Raw genomic sequence first — 17,441 nt, 5'->3', positions numbered from 1 at the left:
ACGCGGCAGTCAGTCAAACGACTGCCTGTACAGTTTTGCCCGCGAGGGTAAGTTTCCATTAACAACTTCGAGAGACGGATGAACATCACCACCTTTGCCAAACGCCTGTGCCTGCTAGTACCGCTGATCGTCACTCCTGCCGCCTGGGCAGTCGAGATGATGCCGTCGCCACCACAACTTGCAGCCAAGTCCTATGTTCTGATGGATGCCAGCAGCGGTAACGTGCTGGTCGAGAACAACGGCGACCAGCGTCTGCCGCCAGCCAGCCTGACCAAGCTGATGACCGCTTACATCGCGACTCTGGAAATCCGTCGTGGCCAGATCGGCGAAAACGACCCGGTAACTGTCAGCGAAAACGCATGGCGCACCGGTGGTTCGCGGATGTTCATCAAGGTCGGCACCCAGGTGTCGGTCAGCGACCTGCTGCATGGCATCATCATCCAGTCGGGTAACGACGCCAGCGTCGCCCTGTCCGAGCACATTGCCGGCAGCGAAGACGCTTTTGCCGACATGATGAACAAGACCGCCGGTGAGCTGGGCATGTCCAACAGCCACTTCATGAACCCGACCGGCCTGCCGAACCCGGATCACTACTCGTCGGCTCACGACATGTCGTTGCTGGCTCGCGCCATCATCCACGAAGACCCGACTCACTACGCGATCTACTCGCAGAAAGAGTTCTTCTGGAACGGTATCAAGCAGCCTAACCGCAACCTGTTGTTGTGGCGCGACAAAACCGTTGATGGTCTGAAAACCGGTCACACCGACGAAGCCGGCTATTGCATGGTGTCTTCGGCCGTACGTGATGGCATGCGCCTGATCGCCGTGGTGTTCGGCACCAACAGTGAAGCGGCCCGTGCTGCAGAGACCCAGAAGCTGCTGACCTACGGTTTCCGTTTCTTCGAAACCCAGACCTTCTACCAGAAGGGCACCGAGCTGGCTCAGGCTCCGGTCTGGAAAGGCACCACCAACCAGGTCAAGGCTGGCCTGGCGGATGACCTGACCATGACCCTGCCAAAAGGCCAACTGAAAAAGCTGGCTGCAAGCATGACCATGAACCCGCAACTGATGGCCCCTATCGCCAAAGGTGATGTGATCGGCAAGGTTGAGGTCAAACTTGACGACAAGGTTGTGCACAGTGCTGACCTGATCGCCCTTGAGCCCGTCGAGGAAGGTGGTATTTTCCGACGCGTGTGGGATAGCATCCGTCTATTCTTCTACGGGCTGTTCAACTGATTGCACCCACCTGTGTGACCCCGCGCCTACCCTGCGCGGGGCCACCTTTGTTGTTCCGGGCTTACGAGGCCAATACGCCATGAGCGATACCGAAGTAAAGGCGCCAAAGATCGAATTCCCCAACGTGGATTACCCGGTTAAGGTGATCAGCGACACGGGTGTGGGCAATAAGGACAAAATCATCGATATCGTCAAGAAACACGCGACGGTCAACGATGATCGTGTCGATGAGCGCCAGAGCACCAACGGCAAGTACACGACGATCCAGCTGCATATCGTGGCCACTGATCAGGATCAGCTCTACAACATCAACAGCGAATTGCGAGCCACCGGCTTCGTACATATGGTGTTGTGATGTCGCAGGTCTTGGGTATTCGTGAGCTGGGCCAGCTTGATTACGAGCGCACCTGGCTGGCGATGCAGCGTTTTACCGATGAGCGCAAGCTGGTGCCGGACACGCAAGACGAAGTCTGGCTGGTGCAGCACCCGCCGGTGTTTACCCAAGGCCAGGCAGGCAAGGCCGAGCATCTGCTGCTACCGGGAGATATCCCGGTGGTGAAGTCGGATCGCGGTGGCCAGGTGACCTACCACGGCCCCGGCCAATTGGTTGCCTACCTGATGCTCGATGTGCGCCGGCTGGGCTATGGCGTACGTGAGCTGGTCACGCGGATGGAACAGTGCCTGATCGACTTGCTCACCAGCTATGGCGTGAGCGCTGCAGCCAAGGCCGATGCGCCGGGCGTGTATGTTGATGGCGCGAAAATCGCCTCTTTGGGCCTGCGGATCCGCAATGGCTGCTCCTTCCACGGTCTGGCCCTGAATGTGGACATGGACCTGGAACCGTTTCGACGGATTAACCCCTGTGGCTATGCGGGGCTGGCGATGACCCAGCTGCGTGACCATGCAGGGCCGATTGAATTTGCCGAGGTTGGTGCCCGGCTGCGCTCGCAGCTCGTCAAACACCTCGACTATGCTGAGCAGACGACCCTGACGGGCGGAATCGATTGATATGACTACTGCGCAAGACGCTGTTCAAACCCTGATCCCAACGCTGGATATCTCAGAACGTGCGGCCCGCGCCAGCGAGGCCCGTTCCAAGGTTGAGACCGGCGTCAAGTTGCGCGGTGCCGAGAAGGTTGCGCGTATCCCGGTAAAGATCATTCCGACCACCGAACTGCCGAAGAAGCCTGACTGGATTCGCGTGCGCATTCCGGTTTCTCCGGAAGTCGACCGTATCAAGTCCCTGCTGCGTAAGCACAAGCTGCACAGCGTGTGCGAAGAAGCCTCCTGCCCGAACCTGGGCGAATGCTTCTCGGGCGGTACCGCGACCTTCATGATCATGGGTGACATCTGCACCCGTCGTTGCCCGTTCTGTGACGTGGGCCACGGCCGACCGAAGCCACTGGACACCAATGAGCCGGAAAGCCTGGCGATTGCCATCGCTGATCTGCGCCTGAAGTACGTGGTGATCACCTCGGTAGACCGCGATGACCTGCGTGACGGTGGTGCCCAGCACTTTGCCGACTGCATTCGCGAAATCCGCAAACTGTCGCCGGGCGTGCTGCTCGAAACACTTGTTCCGGACTACCGTGGGCGCATGGATGTTGCGCTTGAAATCACCGCAGCCGAGCCGCCAGACGTGTTCAACCACAACCTCGAAACTGTGCCGCGCCTGTACAAGGCTGCGCGTCCGGGCTCCGATTACCAGTGGTCGCTGACCCTGCTGCAACGCTTCAAGCAGATGATGCCGCACATTCCGACCAAGTCGGGCCTGATGCTGGGGCTGGGCGAGACAGACGAGGAAGTGATCGAAGTGATGAAGCGCATGCGCGAACATGACATCGACATGCTGACCCTGGGTCAGTACCTGCAACCGTCGCGCAACCACTTGCCGGTCCAGCGTTTCGTGCACCCGGACACCTTCGCGTGGTTTGCCGAGGAAGGCTACAAGATGGGCTTTAAAAACGTGGCATCCGGTCCGCTGGTACGTTCTTCGTACCACGCTGATGAACAGGCCAAGCTGGTCAAGTCCATGCTGGTGAGTGCCTGATCCCATGAACAACCGGCTCACCGCGCCAGTGTCTTTCAAGGCTCACAGCGCGGTGCCCGCGTTGCCCGCTGGCGGGGTGATCGGCCTGATCGCTCCGGCAGGGCCTGCCGAACTTGATCTGAACCTCGCGACCCAATGGATGCATGCCCGTGGCTATCAGCTGCGGGTATATCCGGGGGTGTGGCAAAGGGATGGTTATCTTGCCGGCTCTGATGCAGAGCGCTTACGCGACCTGCATGATGCTTTTGCCGATGACAGCGTCGATGCCATTTTCTGCCTGCGTGGCGGTTATGGCAGCCCGCGTTTGCTTGATGGTATCGATTTCGAGCTTCTACGCTCTCACCCCAAGCCTTTTGTCGGCTATAGCGATATCACCGCGCTGCATCTGGCGATCACTCGTTACGCGGGCTTTGTGACCTTTCACGGGCCAATGGTGAACGCTGATCTGCTGGGCAACAAACAACCGCCTACCGAAACTTCATTGCTGCGTATGCTCGGCGGGCAACAGCCGCCCGTGCTGGAGCATCCCGCGGCCTGGCCGTTGACGACCATTGCCCCGGGCTGCGCCAGTGGCCGTTTGCTGGGTGGCAATCTGTCGATGATCTGCGCGGTGATGGGCACGGCGTTTGAACTGGACAGCGAAGACATCATCCTGTTTATCGAAGACGTCAACGAACCGTTGTACCGGGTCGACCGTCTGCTGACGCATTTGCGCCTGGCGGGCAAGCTCGACAGGTTGTGCGGAGTGCTGGTGGGGGATGTGGCCGGGGTTGATGTCGCGGCGCTGGAGCGGTTGCTCACCCAGGAGCTGGGCGGTCTGGGTATTCCGGTGCTGGCCGGTTGGCGCAGCGGGCATTGCGATCCGAACCTGACCTTGCCGATGGGTGCGCAGGTCAGGCTGGATGCTGATCAGCAGTTGCTGGTGCTTGAGCAGGATGTAGTTGTAAGCGCCTGAACCTGAAGACCCTCTCCCATAGGGAGAGGGTAGCAACCTTACCGGCTACGCAAACTCTCCAGCAGCTTGTGGCTCGGATAGCCGTCTGCTGGCCAACCCATGGCCTGCTGCGCGCTGCGAATAGCCTTGCGGGTATTGGCGCCGATAATGCCGTCTGCATTACCCGCATCATAATTGCGCTGGCTCAGCAGCATTTGCAGTTCGACGCGCTCGGAGCGGCTCAGCGGTCGGTCGTCTTTTGGCCAGTCGGCCAAAATGGTCCCGCCACCGTTGAAACGTTGCGACAACAAGCCCACGGCCAGTGCATAGGATGATGAGTTGTTGTAACGCAGGATGGCGCGGAAGTTATCCAGTACCAGAAACGCCGGGCCACGATAGCCTGCAGGGAGCAGCAGGGCAGCGCTTAACTGCTCTGAGCCTGCGGCGCTGGCAGGTACCTTGACTCCCAGTTTTTGCCATTCGGCAACGCTCTTTTTGATTGCGCCATCAGCCAGGGCGTAGTCGAACCCGGCAGGCAGCGTCACTTCAAAGCCCCACGGCTGGCCTTGCTTCCAGCCCGAGCTTTGCAGGTAGTGGGCAGTCGAGGCCAGGGCATCTGCCGAGCTGTTCCATATATCACGACGGCCATCCCCATCGAAATCCACTGCGTGGGTTTCATAGGTGGTGGGGATAAACTGGGTCTGGCCCATTGCGCCCGCCCACGAGCCGAGCATTTTTTCGGGGCTTATATCGCCTTCCTGAATAATCTTCAGTGCAGCGATCAATTGGCTTTGAGCAAACTCCGGGCGACGCCCTTCATAGGCCAGGGTCGCAAGGGAGCGAATGACTGACTTGTTGCCTTGGAACGAGCCAAAATTGCTTTCCATGCCCCAGACCGAAACCAGCGCCTGGCGATCAACGCCATAACGCTGCTCGATGCGGCCCAGCAGTTCGGCATTCTGCTCCAGCAAACGCTGGCCATTACGTACACGCAAAGGCGACAGGGCACCGTCCAGGTACTCCCAGACCGGGCGGCTGAATTCGGGCTGGCTGCGGTCGGCCTTGATCACGCTCATGTCTGGCGTAATGCCGGCAAAGGCGTTATCGAATACCAGCGGGTTGATTCCGGCTTTAAGCGCCTGGGCGCGGAAATCGGCTTGCCACTCGCTGAAGCTTTGAGTGGGCTGAACAAGAGGGGTGTCGGTGCCTGGCACTGGCGCGCTGCTGATGACCGCAGGTGCCGGAGGTACCACAGGCAAGGTTTGAGCATCGGCTGCGGTCGGTTTCTCTGCGCAGGCGACTAAAAGGATGACGCTGGAAGCAGCGATCAGTTGGCGCATCGGCCAACGGCGTGTATGACGTGAGAGCATGCGCAGGTCCAGGTAATGCAAAACAGAAGCAGACCTTATCATCCCCGTCGTCAGGCAGCCAGAAAGTAAAAAGCCTCCCGGTCTCTCGACTGGAAGGCTTCGCGGCGGTAGCTGCCTTTGCCTTTGGCGGGGCGTTCCTGGCGGCTGCGGAACAGGGGTTGGGCAACAATGGATTTGGCCTTGTTGGGGCGCTTGCTCATGGCATGTGCTCTCGCTTGAGTTGAACAAGCGCAAATCATCGGCCGGTTTTTTCGTATTGTCCACAGGATAGTGATCGGTGGGAGCGGGCTTGCTCGCGTTAGCATCAACGCTATCAGCCTGTCAGGCCGCGACGCCCGTATCGCGAGCAAGCCCGCTCCCACAGAAAGCAGTGTTTATTCAGCTGGCAGATTCAGGCGTTGCCCGCACATCAGCAGCACCAGACGACTCAGGCTGCTCCAGGCAGACCCTGCTGCCTGGCCCTTGATCTGGGCATCGATACGCTGCGCGTCCAACAACAATTGTGCCCAGCGCTGCGCCGAATAACGCTGCAAGGCTTTGCTCATCAACGGTTTGCGCTTGTCCCACACCGGTGGTCGCGCCTGGCTGAACGCCTTGTCCAATGGCGTGCCCTGGCTGTACTGCAGGGCAATATTGGCCAGTACCCGCAGCTCACGCGCCAGGGCCCACAAGATCACAGGAGGCTCTACGCCTTCACCGCGCAAGCCTTCGAGCATACGCAGAGCATGGGCAGCTTCGCCGTTAAGTACCGCATCCACCAGGCCAAACACATCAAACCGCGCACTGTCAGCCACTGCGGCTTGCACGGTTTCGACAGTGATTTGCCCGTCTTCAGCCATTAACTTGAGCTTTTCGATTTCCTGCGCAGCAGCCAGAAGATTGCCTTCGACCCGGGCTGCTATCAGTTCCACCGCATCATGGGTGGCCGACAGCCCGGCCTGCGACAAGCGCTGGCGAATCCATTGCGGCAACTGGTTGGCGTCCACCGGCCAGATCTGCACGAACTGAGTTTGCGCCCCTTCAATCAGCGCCTTGCCCCACTTGGTCTTTTGCGCACTGCCGTCGAGTTTGGGCAGGCTGATCAGCAGCAGGGTGTCTTCGGCAGGGCGCGAGCAGTATTCGATCAACGCCGCAGCACCCTTGTCGCCAGGCTTGCCCGAAGGCAGGCGCAGTTCCAGCAGGCGCTTTTCGGCAAACAGCGACATGCTGGCACCGGCTTGCAGCAGCGTGCCCCAGTCAAAGCTGGCGTCGGCGCTGAACACCTGGCGCTCATCGAAACCCTGCTTGCGGGCGGTACTGCGGATGGCGTCGGCGGTTTCCTGGCACAACAACGGGTCATCGCCGCTGATGATGTAGACGGGAGAAAGGGGGCCTTGCAGATGCTTGGCGAGTTGGGCGGGAGCGAGTTTCATAGGACCATAACGATAGCGGGGCGCTTGAGCGCCCCGTATGCCTTACTGGTTTTGCAGTTCGAGAGGCGACTGTTGAGGAGTTTCCTCTTGAGCCTTGCGTGCAGCTTCGATGGCATCGGCTTCAGCCTTGGCCTTCGCTTCGGCTTGCTGTTGCAGTACTTCCAGCTGGGCCGGGGTCAATTGCTCCAGGCGCAGAACCAGTTGCTGGATCAGGTCGCGGCGCATTTCCTTACGGATCATGTCGCCTTCCTGGGTGCTGCCTGCCACGTTACTGCCATCCTGCAGGTAGACTTTGTAGGCTTCAACCTTGTCGCTCAGCAGCGTCAGATGGCTCGGCCCCTGAATTTCGTATTTCACTACGTTGTTCAACTGATACTCGGCGGTACCCGAATTGCCGGTGTAGCTGGCAGAACGCTGGGTTTCCTTCTCGTCGGTCAGAACCAGTTTGTATGGTGCGTTGGCAGTGATTTTCACGCCGCTGTTTTCCAGCACCTGACGCAGCTGGCGCACAGTGTCGCCATAGGCGTTGCGCGCGCTGACATCGAGTTCGGTGATCGTCAGCTGGTTGGTGCCGGTACCGCGCAGTTGAAAGCCGCAGGCGCTCAACAGAACTGCGAGACCCATCACCAGCAAGTTGCGTTTGATCATGTGTTGCTCCCCTTGAAACCAGATGGGCCGACCACGCGGCCCTGAAGGTCTTGTTGGGCGCCCGCGCATGACGCGGGCGCCTGTTCCAGTTAGCTGGCGACGATATTGACCAATTTGCCTGGTACCACGATCACTTTGCGAATCGTCAGGCCTTCTGTAAAGCGCAGTACGTTTTCGTTGGTGCGGGCAGCAGCTTCAACCTCTTCACGGCTGGCAGCAGCTGGCATTTCAATATGCCCGCGCAGCTTGCCGTTGACCTGGATAACCAGTTGCAGGGTGTCTTGAACCAGCGCGGTTTCATCCAGGGTTGGCCATGCAGCGTCGATGATTGCACCTGCATGCCCCAACCGGTTCCACAGCTCATGGCTGATGTGCGGTGTGATCGGCGCCAGTACCAGAGCTACAGTCTCGAGACCTTCCTGCAGCAGGGCGCGGTCTTGTTCAGTCGCTTGCGGTGCTTTTTCGAGCACGTTCATCACGGTCATCACCTGGGCGACGGCGGTGTTGAACTTGTGGTGCTGGCCGACGTCCTGGCTGGCTTGCTTGATAGCCTGGTGGATGGCACGGCGAATGACTTTTTGCTCATCGTTCAGGCTGGCGATATCCAGCGCGCCCGGCAGGCCTTGGCCTACATGGGCATGGGCCAGGCGCCATACACGCTTGAGGAAGCGGTGGGAGCCTTCAACACCCGAGTCGGACCATTCCAGGCTTGCGTCAGGCGGCGAAGCAAACATCATGAACAGGCGGCAGGTGTCTGCGCCGTACTGTTCGATCATGTATTGCGGGTCAACACCGTTGTTGAGCGACTTGGACATTTTCTGCGTGCCGCCGATTTCCACCGGCAGGCCGTCACTCTTCAGCGTGGCGCCGATGATCTTGGCCTTGGCATCACGTTCGATTTCCACGTCGTCCGGGTTGAAGTAATCCTTGCCGCCGTTGTCCAGCGTACGGAAGTAGGTCTCTGCGATTACCATGCCCTGGGTCAACAGGTTCTTGAACGGCTCGTTGGAGCTGACCAGGCCTTCGTCACGCATCAGCTTGTGGAAGAAGCGCGCGTACAGCAGGTGCAAAATGGCGTGTTCGATACCGCCGATGTACTGGTCCACCGGTAGCCAGTGGTCTGCTGCCGATTTCTCGACCAGACCGCCTTCATAGTGCGGCGAGGCGTAACGTGCGTAGTACCACGACGACTCGACGAAGGTGTCCATCGTGTCGGTTTCGCGTTTGGCCGGTGCGCCACATTTAGGGCAGCTGCACTCGTAGAATTCAGGCATGCGTGCCAGTGGCGAACCGGCGCCATCGGGTACGACATCTTCTGGCAAGACCACTGGCAGCTGGGCTTCAGGTACTGGTACGTCACCGCAGGTATCGCAATGCACGATCGGGATCGGGCAGCCCCAGTAGCGCTGGCGGCTGATGCCCCAGTCACGCAGGCGGAACTGGGTGCGCGCCTGGCCCAGGCCTTTGGCAGTCAGGGCGGCTTCGATGGCGGCGAATGCGGCGTCGAAATCCAGGCCGTCAAATTCGCCGGAGTTGATCAGCGGGCCGTGCTCGTTGTAAGCGTCCTGCCACGGTGCCGGTGACTCGTCGCCAGCACTGGTACGCACAACCGGCTTGATCGGCAGGTTGTACTTGGTGGCGAATTCGAAATCACGCTCGTCGTGTGCTGGTACAGCCATCACCGCGCCGTCGCCGTAATGCATCAGTACATAGTTGGCGACCCATACAGGAAGCTTTTCGCCGGTCAGCGGGTGCTCGACAAACAACGAGGTTGGCAGGCCCATTTTTTCCTGGGTTGCCATGTCGGCTTCTGCCACGCTGCCGCCTTTGCACTGGGCGATAAACGCTTGCAGCTCGGGGTTTCCCTGCGCTGCCTGGGTGGCGAGCGGGTGCTCGGCAGCCACAGCGACATAGGTCGCGCCCATCAAGGTATCAGGGCGGGTGGTGAAAACCTTGAGCGCGCCTGCTGCGCCGATGGACTCGACGTTGTAAGGGAACTGCACTTCCATGCCGCGGGATTTGCCAATCCAGTTGCGCTGCATGGTTTTAACCTGCTCGGGCCAGCCCGGCATGTCGTCGAGGCTTTCAAGCAGCTCATCCGCGTAAGCGGTGATCTTGAAGTAGTACATCGGGATTTCGCGTTTTTCGATTACCGCGCCCGAACGCCAGCCACGGCCGTCGATCACTTGCTCGTTGGCCAGAACGGTCTGGTCCACCGGGTCCCAGTTCACGGTGCCGTTTTTACGGTAGATCACACCTTTTTCGAACAGGCGGGTGAACAGCCATTGTTCCCAACGGTAGTAATCCGGCTTGCAGGTCGTGATTTCGCGCGACCAGTCAACGGCCAGACCCAGGCTGCGCAGCTGGGTTTTCATGTAGGCGATGTTTTCGTACGTCCATTTGGCCGGCGCGACCTTGTTTTTCATCGCGGCGTTTTCGGCCGGCATGCCAAAGGCGTCCCAACCCATGGGTTGCAGGACGTTTTTGCCGAGCATGCGCTGGTAACGGGAGATCACGTCACCGATGGTGTAGTTGCGCACGTGCCCCATGTGTAGCTTGCCGCTTGGGTACGGGAACATCGATAGGCAGTAGAACGTCTCTTTGCCTAGATCTTCGCTGACTTCGAAGGACTTTTGGTTGTCCCAGAATGATTGGGCGGCGGCTTCTATTTCACGGGGCTGATATTGTTCGTGCATGGCTACTTGTACTGATAAAGGGTGGCCTAATCCTCTTCAACATAGACCGGCGACAGTGTTGCCCGGTCAGGTTGGAGCAGGGGTTACAGGAAGTCCCGTAGCATACATGACCCCGCTCTATCGAGGGAAACCCTGATTGCCTCATCACTCCGTTGGTCGCAGCAGCACGCCGCTTTTACAAGCGCAGCTAAGCTCTCCTGTGGGGGAGATTCATTTCCTTAAATGAGGTGGACGGATGGCAGAGTTGCAACGCAGCGTAGCAACATCGCAAGTGTATGAGCGGCTGATTGATCGTTTGAGTGTGGCTCTTGATTCAGCAAAGACGGCTGTCCAATTACGTGATGAACGCCCAGTCGAGTTGGAATTGCGAGGCTTGAGTCATGCCGAGCTGGAGTTGATCAACCTCTATTTGAACCGGATCGGGCGTGAGGCAATTAAACGCTCGCAAGGCAGCGTGAACATGCAGGATGCCCCCAGGGCCAAGGTTATCTGGCTTAAAGACAGGGTGCAGGGAGCTTAGGCCATACGGCGATTCAAGCCCGGCCTTCAACAAAGCCGCATCAAGAAAGTTGTACCTCCGGGTTGATGCATTACACGTTTGTGTTTGGGTTTCTCACCTGCGTTGTTGATGCGCTCAATCAACCCCCTTAGGCTTCGGGCATCTTTGGAGATGCTCGATGCCTATTCGATACTTTTTAAAACAGCTTCTATTACCCCCTGGCATTTTTCTGTTGCTCCTGGCGCTTGCCTGGTGGCTACGGCGTTCGCGCCCGCGAGTGGCGGGTGTGTTGTTTGCCCTGGGGCTGGGCGGCTTCTGGCTGATGAGTTTGCCAATAATGGTGGAGTGGGGCGCCCGTGTGCTGGAGCGCGAACCACCGCTGGCGCAGAGCGAGTGGTCGACGCTGGCCGCGCGTGCCGATGCCATTGTGGTGCTGGGCTCGGGGCGTGAGCGGGGGGATCCGGCCTGGGGCAGCGATCAGCCGACTGGCATTGGTCTGGAGCGCCAGCGCTATGCCGCCCGACTGGCGAAGGCTTCGGGCTTGCCGGTGTTGACCACTGGCGGTTTGCACTACGGCTCGCCGCCCAGTGAGGCGCAGTTGATGGCGGATTCATTGCGTGATGATTTCGGCGTGCAAGTACGGTGGAAAGAAGAGCAAAGCCGCACAACGTGGGAAAACGCCAAATTGACCGCAGACATTCTGCTGCCGCTGGGGGTCAAGCGGGTGGTCGTGGTGACGCACGGCTGGCATATGTCGCGTTCGGTGTGGAGTTTTGAAAAGGCTGGTTTTGACGTGGTGCCTGCGCCGGTCGGTTTTTTCAGTGCCGACAATGGGCGACCGCTGGGGGGCTGGATGCCTGAGTACAAAGCGTTCTGGCAGTCCGGGCTGTTGATCAATGAAGCGGTAGGGCAGATTGCCTATCCGTTGTTTTATCGCTGACCCATTAAGCAAAAGCCCCTCACCCTGGCCCTCTCCCGGAGGGAGAGGGGATTAAAGGCAAAAGCAGCTCTACGCAACACCACCTATCAGCTCCCTCTCCCTCCGGGAGAGGGTTGGGGTGGGTAGAAGACGCAGAAGCACAAGGCTAGACCGTCTTGGCAATCCGGCTGGTGACCAGGGCCCAGCCAATCAGCAGGCTGCACAGGATGATCAGTGGCCATGAGCGCCATTGCAGGTAAGGCGTGAGGTTGTGCATGGGCACCACTTCGCCGTACAGGATGCCTTGCTCGAACTGGGGAATTTGCGTGGTGATTTGCCCAAACGGGTTAATCAATGCCGTGACGCCATTGTTGGTGGCCCGAATCATCCAGCGCCCGGCTTCCAGGGCACGCATCTGCGCCATTTGCAGGTGTTGCAGCGGCCCAATCGAGGTGCCGAACCAGGTGTCATTGCTGATGGTCAGCAGGATATCGCTCTGGGCAGCAAGCCCGGCCACGAAGTCCGGATACACCACTTCATAGCAAATCAATGGCGCGATTTGATAACCCTTGGCCTGCAACATGGCCTGGTCAGCCGGGCCGCGGGCAAAGTCCGACATTGGCAGATCAAAAAATGCGATCAGGCCGCGCAGTACATCCTGCAGCGGCACATATTCGCCAAATGGCACCAGCTTCTGTTTCAGGTAAACACCATCGCCCTCACCCACAGCGGTGATGCCGTTGAAGTAGCGCGGTTCATGTCGCACTTCCTGGCGGATCGGCACGCCGGTAATCAGCGCTGAGTTACGATCGGCGGCAAACCGGCCCATCATGCTCAAAAAGCCTTCAGCGTTCTCTTTGAGGACAGGGACAGCGGTTTCCGGCCAAACGATCAGGTCGACACGTTTGGAACTGAAGGTCATGTCACGGTAAAGGGCCAGCTGTGCATTGACCTGGGCCGGGTCCCATTTCATGCTTTGTTCGATATTGCCCTGGATCGCCGCCACGCTCAGCGGGTCACCCGATGGGCTGGTCCAGGCGTGGTGCTTGAGGGCCTGGCCGACGGCCCAGGGGCCGATCAGCAAGACCACCCCTGCGGCGACAAAAGCCTTGCGTCTGGCCTTGATCAGGCGTGGCAAATTGCACAGCAGGGCAGCGGTCAGGGCCAGAGTGAAAGACACCAGCCACATGCCGCCCAACGGTGCGAGCCCGGCCAAAGGGCCGTCCAGCTGGCTGTAACCGGAATACAGCCATGGGAAACCGGTGAGGAACCAGCCGCGGAACGCCTCTTGAGCAACCCATAGCGCGGCAAATGCCAGGGTATCGGCCAACGGCGCTTCATTGCGACGGATCCAGCGCGCCCACACCCAGGCGGGCAGGGCAAAGAACCAGGCGATGGCTGCCGTGAACAACAACATCAGGAAACCGGCCAGCAGCACCGAAGCGCCGCCGAAGTGGTGGATGCTGTAGTAGATCCAGCTGGTGCCCGCGCCAAACAGGCCAAAACCGAAACACCAGCCTCGGCCCAGCGCCTGTTTTGGCGACAGGTCGCGCAAACCGAGATAGAACAGGGCCAGGGCAACCAGTGCCAATGGCCAGATATCGAAGGGGGCCAACGCCAGGGTTGTCAGTGCGCCGGCCACCACGGCCAGCAAGTTACCGGGCCAGCCGGGGGAGGTTATCCAGCGCATTTCAATCCTTGGTATTGAGATTTAGCGGGCAATAGGCGTGAGACGAATCAGATGGATCCGGCGGCTGTCAGCATTGAGGATGCGGAAGCGGTAGGGGCCGATTTCAGTGGTTTCGTTGCGTTTGGGCAAGTGCCCGAATGCGCTCATGACCAGGCCGCCCACGGTGTCGAACTCGTCGTCGGAGAATTCGGTGTCGAAGAACTCGTTGAAGTTCTCGATCGGGGTCAGGGCCTTGATCAGGAAGTCACCGCTGGGCAACGGCTTGATGTAGCTGTCTTCTTCGACGTCGTGCTCGTCTTCGATGTCGCCGACGATCTGCTCGAGAACGTCTTCAATCGTCACCAGACCCGCAACGCCGCCGTATTCGTCAATCACGATGGCCATGTGGTTGTGGTTGGCGCGGAACTCGCGCAACAACACGTTAAGGCGCTTGGACTCGGGGACAAATGTCGCCGGACGCAGCAAATCCTTGATGTTGTACTTGTCGCCGTTCTCTTGAAGGATCAGCGGCAGCAGGTCTTTGGCCAGGAGGACGCCAAGGACGTCGTCGTGGCTTTCGCCGATCACCGGGTAGCGCGAGTGCGCCGCGTCAATGATCGCCGGGAGAAATTCGCGGGGGGTCTGGGTTGCCTTGATGCTGATCATCTGCGAGCGAGGAACCATGATGTCCCGTACCTGCAGGTCAGCCACTTGAATGGCACCTTCGACGATGGCCAGCGCTTCACTGTCCAAAAGTTTGTTCTGGTGTGCTTCGCGCAGCAGCTCAAGCAGCTCCTGGCGGTTTTTCGGCTCATGGGCAAAGGCCTGGGTCAGCTTACCTAACCATGACTTTTGCCCGTTGCTCGATCGGTCTTCGCTCATAGCGATTTACTCGTATCCCTTGGTAGTTTCAGTGGGTGTTATTCGGTTTCGTCGTCTGCATACGGGTCAGGATGACCCAGTTCTGCAAGCAACGTTCGTTCCAGTGCTTCCATTTCTTCGGCTTCTTCGTCTTCTATATGGTCGTAACCCAGAAGATGCAAGCAACCGTGTATCACCAGATGGGCCCAGTGGGCCTCAAGGCTTTTGCCTTGTTCGGCGGCTTCGCGCTCGACCACGGCCACGCAAATCACCAGATCGCCCAGTAGCGGGATATCGAGGAACTCATCAGGCACGTCTGCGGGGAAGGACAGCACATTGGTGGCGTAGTCTTTTTGGCGCCAGGTGTGGTTCAGTTCACGACCTTCGGGTTCGTCTACCAGACGAATGGTCATTTCCGAATCGGCGCTGCGCTGGCGCAAAGCCAGTTCACACCATTGGCGGAACTGGGCTTCGCTGGGGGCACTGGCGTCAGTCGCCAGTTGCAGGTCAAGCTCAAGCATCGTGGCGGTAATCCTTTGCAGCGGGCAGCGCGGCCAGCTTGTCGGCGGCTTCCTGTTCGTAGCGACCGTAGGCCTCGACGATGCGCTGCACCAGCGGGTGGCGCACGACGTCCTTGGACTGGAAGTGGGTAAAGCTGATGCCCGGCACGTCCTTGAGCACTTCAATGACATGGTTCAGCCCCGATTTCGTGCCTTTGGGCAGGTCGATCTGGGTGATGTCACCGGTGATCACGGCGGTCGAGCCGAAGCCGATGCGGGTCAGGAACATTTTCATCTGCTCGACCGTGGTGTTCTGGCTTTCGTCGAGAATGATGAAACTGTTGTTCAGCGTGCGGCCGCGCATGTAGGCCAGTGGCGCGACTTCGATCACCTGGCGCTCGATCAGCTTGGCCACGTATTCAAAACCAAGCATTTCGTACAGTGCGTCGTAGAGCGGGCGCAGGTACGGGTCTATTTTTTGCGACAGGTCACCCGGCAGGAAACCGAGCTTCTCACCGGCCTCAACCGCCGGGCGCACCAGCAGGATGCGGCGGATCTGCTCGCGTTCCAGGGCATCAACTGCGCAGGCCACAGCCAGATAGGTTTTACCCGTACCCGCCGGGCCAATGCCGAAGTTGATGTCGTTGCCCAGGATCTCTTTGACGTAACGCTGCTGGTTGATCCCGCGAGGGCGGATCATGCCCTTTTTGGTGCGCAGCGAAACACTGGCTTCAGCCACCGGGTTGCTGGCGAGGTCTTGTACCGCAGACTCTTGCAGGAACAGGTGAACCATGTCCGGCGAAAGCTCGGTGGCCTTGGTTTCGCGGTACAGGCGGCGCAGCAGGTTTTCTGCCGAAGAAGTGATTTTCGGATCGCCGATCAGCTCGAACTGGTTACCGCGATTGCGGATTTCGATCGTCAGGCGTTGCTCGATCAAGCGCAGATGCTCGTCGAATTGCCCGCACAGATTGGCGAAACGGCGGGCCTCAAAGGGCTCGAGAAGGAAGCGATGTGGTTCGATGGGTGCGTTCAAGGTCGTATTTAGCCGCCCTTAGGCAATTGATATGAAATTAAGGATAACGCTAGCAGGTCAAGCGTGAAAGGACTTCACCAAATGTTTGATGTGGGAGCGGGTTTGCTCGCGATTGCACCACCGCACTCATCCAGTCGGACCGTGTTGCGTGCATCGCGAGCAAGCCCGCTCCCACAAGGGACGATGGCGTGTGGTCAGTTCAGCAGCGAGCCCCGCAACGAGTGCGGCTGGGCCGCATCAATATGCACATCGGCGAATTGCCCGATCAACTGCGGGTTGTCGCAGCGGAAGTTGACGATGCGGTTGTTCTCGGTCCGGCCCTGCAATTCGCCCGGGTCTTTTTTCGAGTAGTCGGTTACCAGGATCCGCTGGGTCGACCCTACCATCTGGCGGCTGATCTCGAAGCCCTGTTGGTTGAGACGATGTTGCAGCGCGTTCAGACGCTCTTTCTTGCGCTCTTCCGGGGTGTCGTCCGTCAGGTCTGCTGCCGGGGTGCCCGGGCGCTGGCTGTAGACAAAAGAGTAGGAAAAGTCGAAACCCACGTCTTCGATCAGCTTCATGGTCTGTTCGAAGTCTTTTTCGGTTTCGCCCGGGAAGCCGACAATAAAGTCGGAGCTGATGCAGATCCCCGGTACGGCAGCACGCAGTTTGCGCAGCTTGGACTTGTACTCCAGCGCCGTGTGATTGCGTTTCATCGCCGACAGAATGCGGTCGGAGCCCGATTGCACCGGAAGATGCAGGTGTTTGACCAGTTCCGGGACTTCGGCGTGAGCCTGGATCAGGCTGTCGGAAAACTCCAGAGGGTGGGAGGTGGTGTAGCGGATACGCTCGATACCGTCGATCGCCGCAACCACACGGATCAGCTCGGCAAGGTCGGCGAGGCGGCCACCTTCGGTCAGGCCGCGATAGCCGTTGACGTTCTGGCCAAGCAGGGTCACTTCACGCACGCCGTTTTCAGCCAGGTGGATCACCTCGGCCAATACATCATCGAAGGGCCGGCTGACTTCTTCGCCGCGGGTGTAAGGCACCACGCAGAACGTGCAGTACTTGCTGCAACCTTCCATGACCGATACGTAGGCGCTTGGGCCGTCGATGCGAGGCTCTGGCAGGTGATCGAATTTCTCGATTTCAGGGAATGACACATCAACCTGCGGCAGTTTGGTAATGCGCGCGGCGTCAATCATTTCCGGCAGGCGGTGCAGGGTTTGCGGGCCGAATACCACGTCCACATACGGGGCGCGATCGCGGATCGCCGCGCCTTCCTGGCTGGCCACACAACCGCCCACGGCGATAACCATGTCGGGGTTGGCCAGTTTCAGTTCGCGCCAGCGACCCAGTTGGGAGTACACGCGGTCCTGGGCACGTTCACGGATTGAACAGGTATTCAGCAGGATGACATCAGCGTCTTCGGCGCGCGCTGTGACTTCCAGGGCCTGATGTTCACCCAGCAGGTCGACCATGCGCGAGCTGTCGTACTCATTCATCTGGCAACCGTGGGTTTCGATGTAAAGCTTCTTGGCCATGGGTGTTCATCAAGTGGTTCAAAGAACCGCACATTATAGGGGTCATAGCCGTTGCTTCCTAGCGTTGTGCGTCTGATGGCTATGCTATAGT

Annotated in this window: 17 protein-coding genes; 7 read left to right on the top strand and 10 right to left on the bottom strand. The window is 59.1% G+C overall.

Going from position 1 to position 17,441, the window contains the following annotated elements; translation table 11 throughout:
- The first annotated feature begins 78 nt into the window (after positions 1-78).
- The 5 genes from EQV96_RS13515 (at position 79) to EQV96_RS13495 (ending at position 4,241) form a co-directional block, all read left to right on the top strand.
- Positions 79-1,236, top strand: a complete 1,158-nt coding sequence (locus EQV96_RS13515) for a D-alanyl-D-alanine carboxypeptidase family protein (protein ID WP_094999434.1) — start codon at positions 79-81, stop codon at positions 1,234-1,236.
- Positions 1,237-1,315: 79 nt separating this feature from the next.
- On the top strand, positions 1,316-1,591 hold the full coding sequence (locus tag EQV96_RS13510) for a DUF493 domain-containing protein (protein ID WP_016779266.1): 276 nt from the start codon (positions 1,316-1,318) through the stop codon (positions 1,589-1,591).
- Positions 1,591-2,244, top strand: coding sequence for a lipoyl(octanoyl) transferase LipB (gene lipB, locus EQV96_RS13505; RefSeq protein WP_240882112.1), 654 nt, complete (start codon positions 1,591-1,593; stop codon positions 2,242-2,244). The genes EQV96_RS13510 and lipB overlap by 1 nt, the downstream gene beginning before the upstream one ends.
- A 1-nt stretch (position 2,245) precedes the next feature.
- Positions 2,246-3,286 (top strand): lipoyl synthase, encoded by a 1,041-nt coding sequence (gene lipA / locus EQV96_RS13500; protein WP_094999432.1) that lies wholly within the window; start codon positions 2,246-2,248, stop codon positions 3,284-3,286.
- Between the two features lie 4 nt (positions 3,287-3,290).
- Positions 3,291-4,241 (top strand): LD-carboxypeptidase, encoded by a 951-nt coding sequence (locus EQV96_RS13495; protein ID WP_240882111.1) that lies wholly within the window; start codon positions 3,291-3,293, stop codon positions 4,239-4,241.
- Positions 4,242-4,279: 38 nt separating this feature from the next.
- Here the strand turns inward: EQV96_RS13495 and EQV96_RS13490 are convergent, their stop codons facing one another.
- The 5 genes from EQV96_RS13490 to leuS form a co-directional block, all read right to left on the bottom strand.
- Positions 4,280-5,590 carry a lytic murein transglycosylase gene (locus tag EQV96_RS13490; RefSeq protein WP_094999430.1) on the bottom strand — a complete coding sequence of 437 codons (1,311 nt, stop codon included), beginning with the start codon at positions 5,588-5,590 and terminating at the stop codon, positions 4,280-4,282.
- Between the two features lie 50 nt (positions 5,591-5,640).
- A complete protein-coding gene (gene arfA, locus EQV96_RS13485; protein ID WP_003444166.1) occupies positions 5,641-5,790 on the bottom strand; it encodes an alternative ribosome rescue factor ArfA in 150 nt (49 codons plus the stop codon).
- A 174-nt stretch (positions 5,791-5,964) separates the two neighbouring features.
- Positions 5,965-7,002 carry a DNA polymerase III subunit delta gene (gene holA, locus EQV96_RS13480; RefSeq protein ID WP_094999429.1) on the bottom strand — a complete coding sequence of 346 codons (1,038 nt, stop codon included), beginning with the start codon at positions 7,000-7,002 and terminating at the stop codon, positions 5,965-5,967.
- A gap of 42 nt (positions 7,003-7,044) precedes the next feature.
- Positions 7,045-7,650 (bottom strand): LPS assembly lipoprotein LptE, encoded by a 606-nt coding sequence (gene lptE / locus EQV96_RS13475; protein ID WP_094999428.1) that lies wholly within the window; start codon positions 7,648-7,650, stop codon positions 7,045-7,047.
- An 89-nt stretch (positions 7,651-7,739) separates the two neighbouring features.
- Positions 7,740-10,346 (bottom strand): leucine--tRNA ligase, encoded by a 2,607-nt coding sequence (leuS, locus tag EQV96_RS13470; RefSeq protein WP_095039136.1) that lies wholly within the window; start codon positions 10,344-10,346, stop codon positions 7,740-7,742.
- Between the two features lie 235 nt (positions 10,347-10,581).
- On the opposite strand from leuS, the gene EQV96_RS13465 reads away from it, so the two are divergent.
- Positions 10,582-10,866, top strand: coding sequence for a hypothetical protein (locus EQV96_RS13465; RefSeq protein WP_094999426.1), 285 nt, complete (start codon positions 10,582-10,584; stop codon positions 10,864-10,866).
- A gap of 157 nt (positions 10,867-11,023) precedes the next feature.
- Positions 11,024-11,785, top strand: a complete 762-nt coding sequence (locus EQV96_RS13460; RefSeq protein ID WP_095024988.1) for a YdcF family protein — start codon at positions 11,024-11,026, stop codon at positions 11,783-11,785.
- 145 nt (positions 11,786-11,930) lie between these two features.
- Here EQV96_RS13460 and lnt read toward each other — a convergent pair whose 3' ends face one another.
- From lnt to miaB, 5 genes are all read right to left on the bottom strand, one after another.
- Entirely contained in the window at positions 11,931-13,454 is a 1,524-nt protein-coding gene (gene lnt, locus EQV96_RS13455; protein WP_130871822.1) for an apolipoprotein N-acyltransferase, read from the bottom strand.
- 21 nt (positions 13,455-13,475) lie between these two features.
- On the bottom strand, positions 13,476-14,315 hold the full coding sequence (locus EQV96_RS13450) for an HlyC/CorC family transporter (RefSeq protein ID WP_016779277.1): 840 nt from the start codon (positions 14,313-14,315) through the stop codon (positions 13,476-13,478).
- A gap of 38 nt (positions 14,316-14,353) precedes the next feature.
- Entirely contained in the window at positions 14,354-14,815 is a 462-nt protein-coding gene (gene ybeY, locus EQV96_RS13445) for an rRNA maturation RNase YbeY (protein WP_016779278.1), read from the bottom strand.
- Positions 14,808-15,827 (bottom strand): PhoH family protein, encoded by a 1,020-nt coding sequence (locus EQV96_RS13440; RefSeq protein ID WP_094999423.1) that lies wholly within the window; start codon positions 15,825-15,827, stop codon positions 14,808-14,810. The genes ybeY and EQV96_RS13440 overlap by 8 nt, the downstream gene beginning before the upstream one ends.
- A 194-nt stretch (positions 15,828-16,021) precedes the next feature.
- The gene (miaB, locus tag EQV96_RS13435; protein ID WP_094999422.1) at positions 16,022-17,350 is read right to left on the bottom strand and encodes a tRNA (N6-isopentenyl adenosine(37)-C2)-methylthiotransferase MiaB; all 1,329 of its coding nucleotides are present in this window, start codon (positions 17,348-17,350) and stop codon (positions 16,022-16,024) included.
- Positions 17,351-17,441 lie beyond the last annotated feature (91 nt).

The organism is Pseudomonas sp. TMW22080, from assembly GCF_022496745.1.
Taxonomy (GTDB): Bacteria; Pseudomonadota; Gammaproteobacteria; order Pseudomonadales; family Pseudomonadaceae; genus Aquipseudomonas; species Aquipseudomonas bubulae.
The sequence above is the reverse complement of the archived record's forward strand: the minus strand, read 5'-3'. Positions and strand labels throughout refer to the sequence as shown.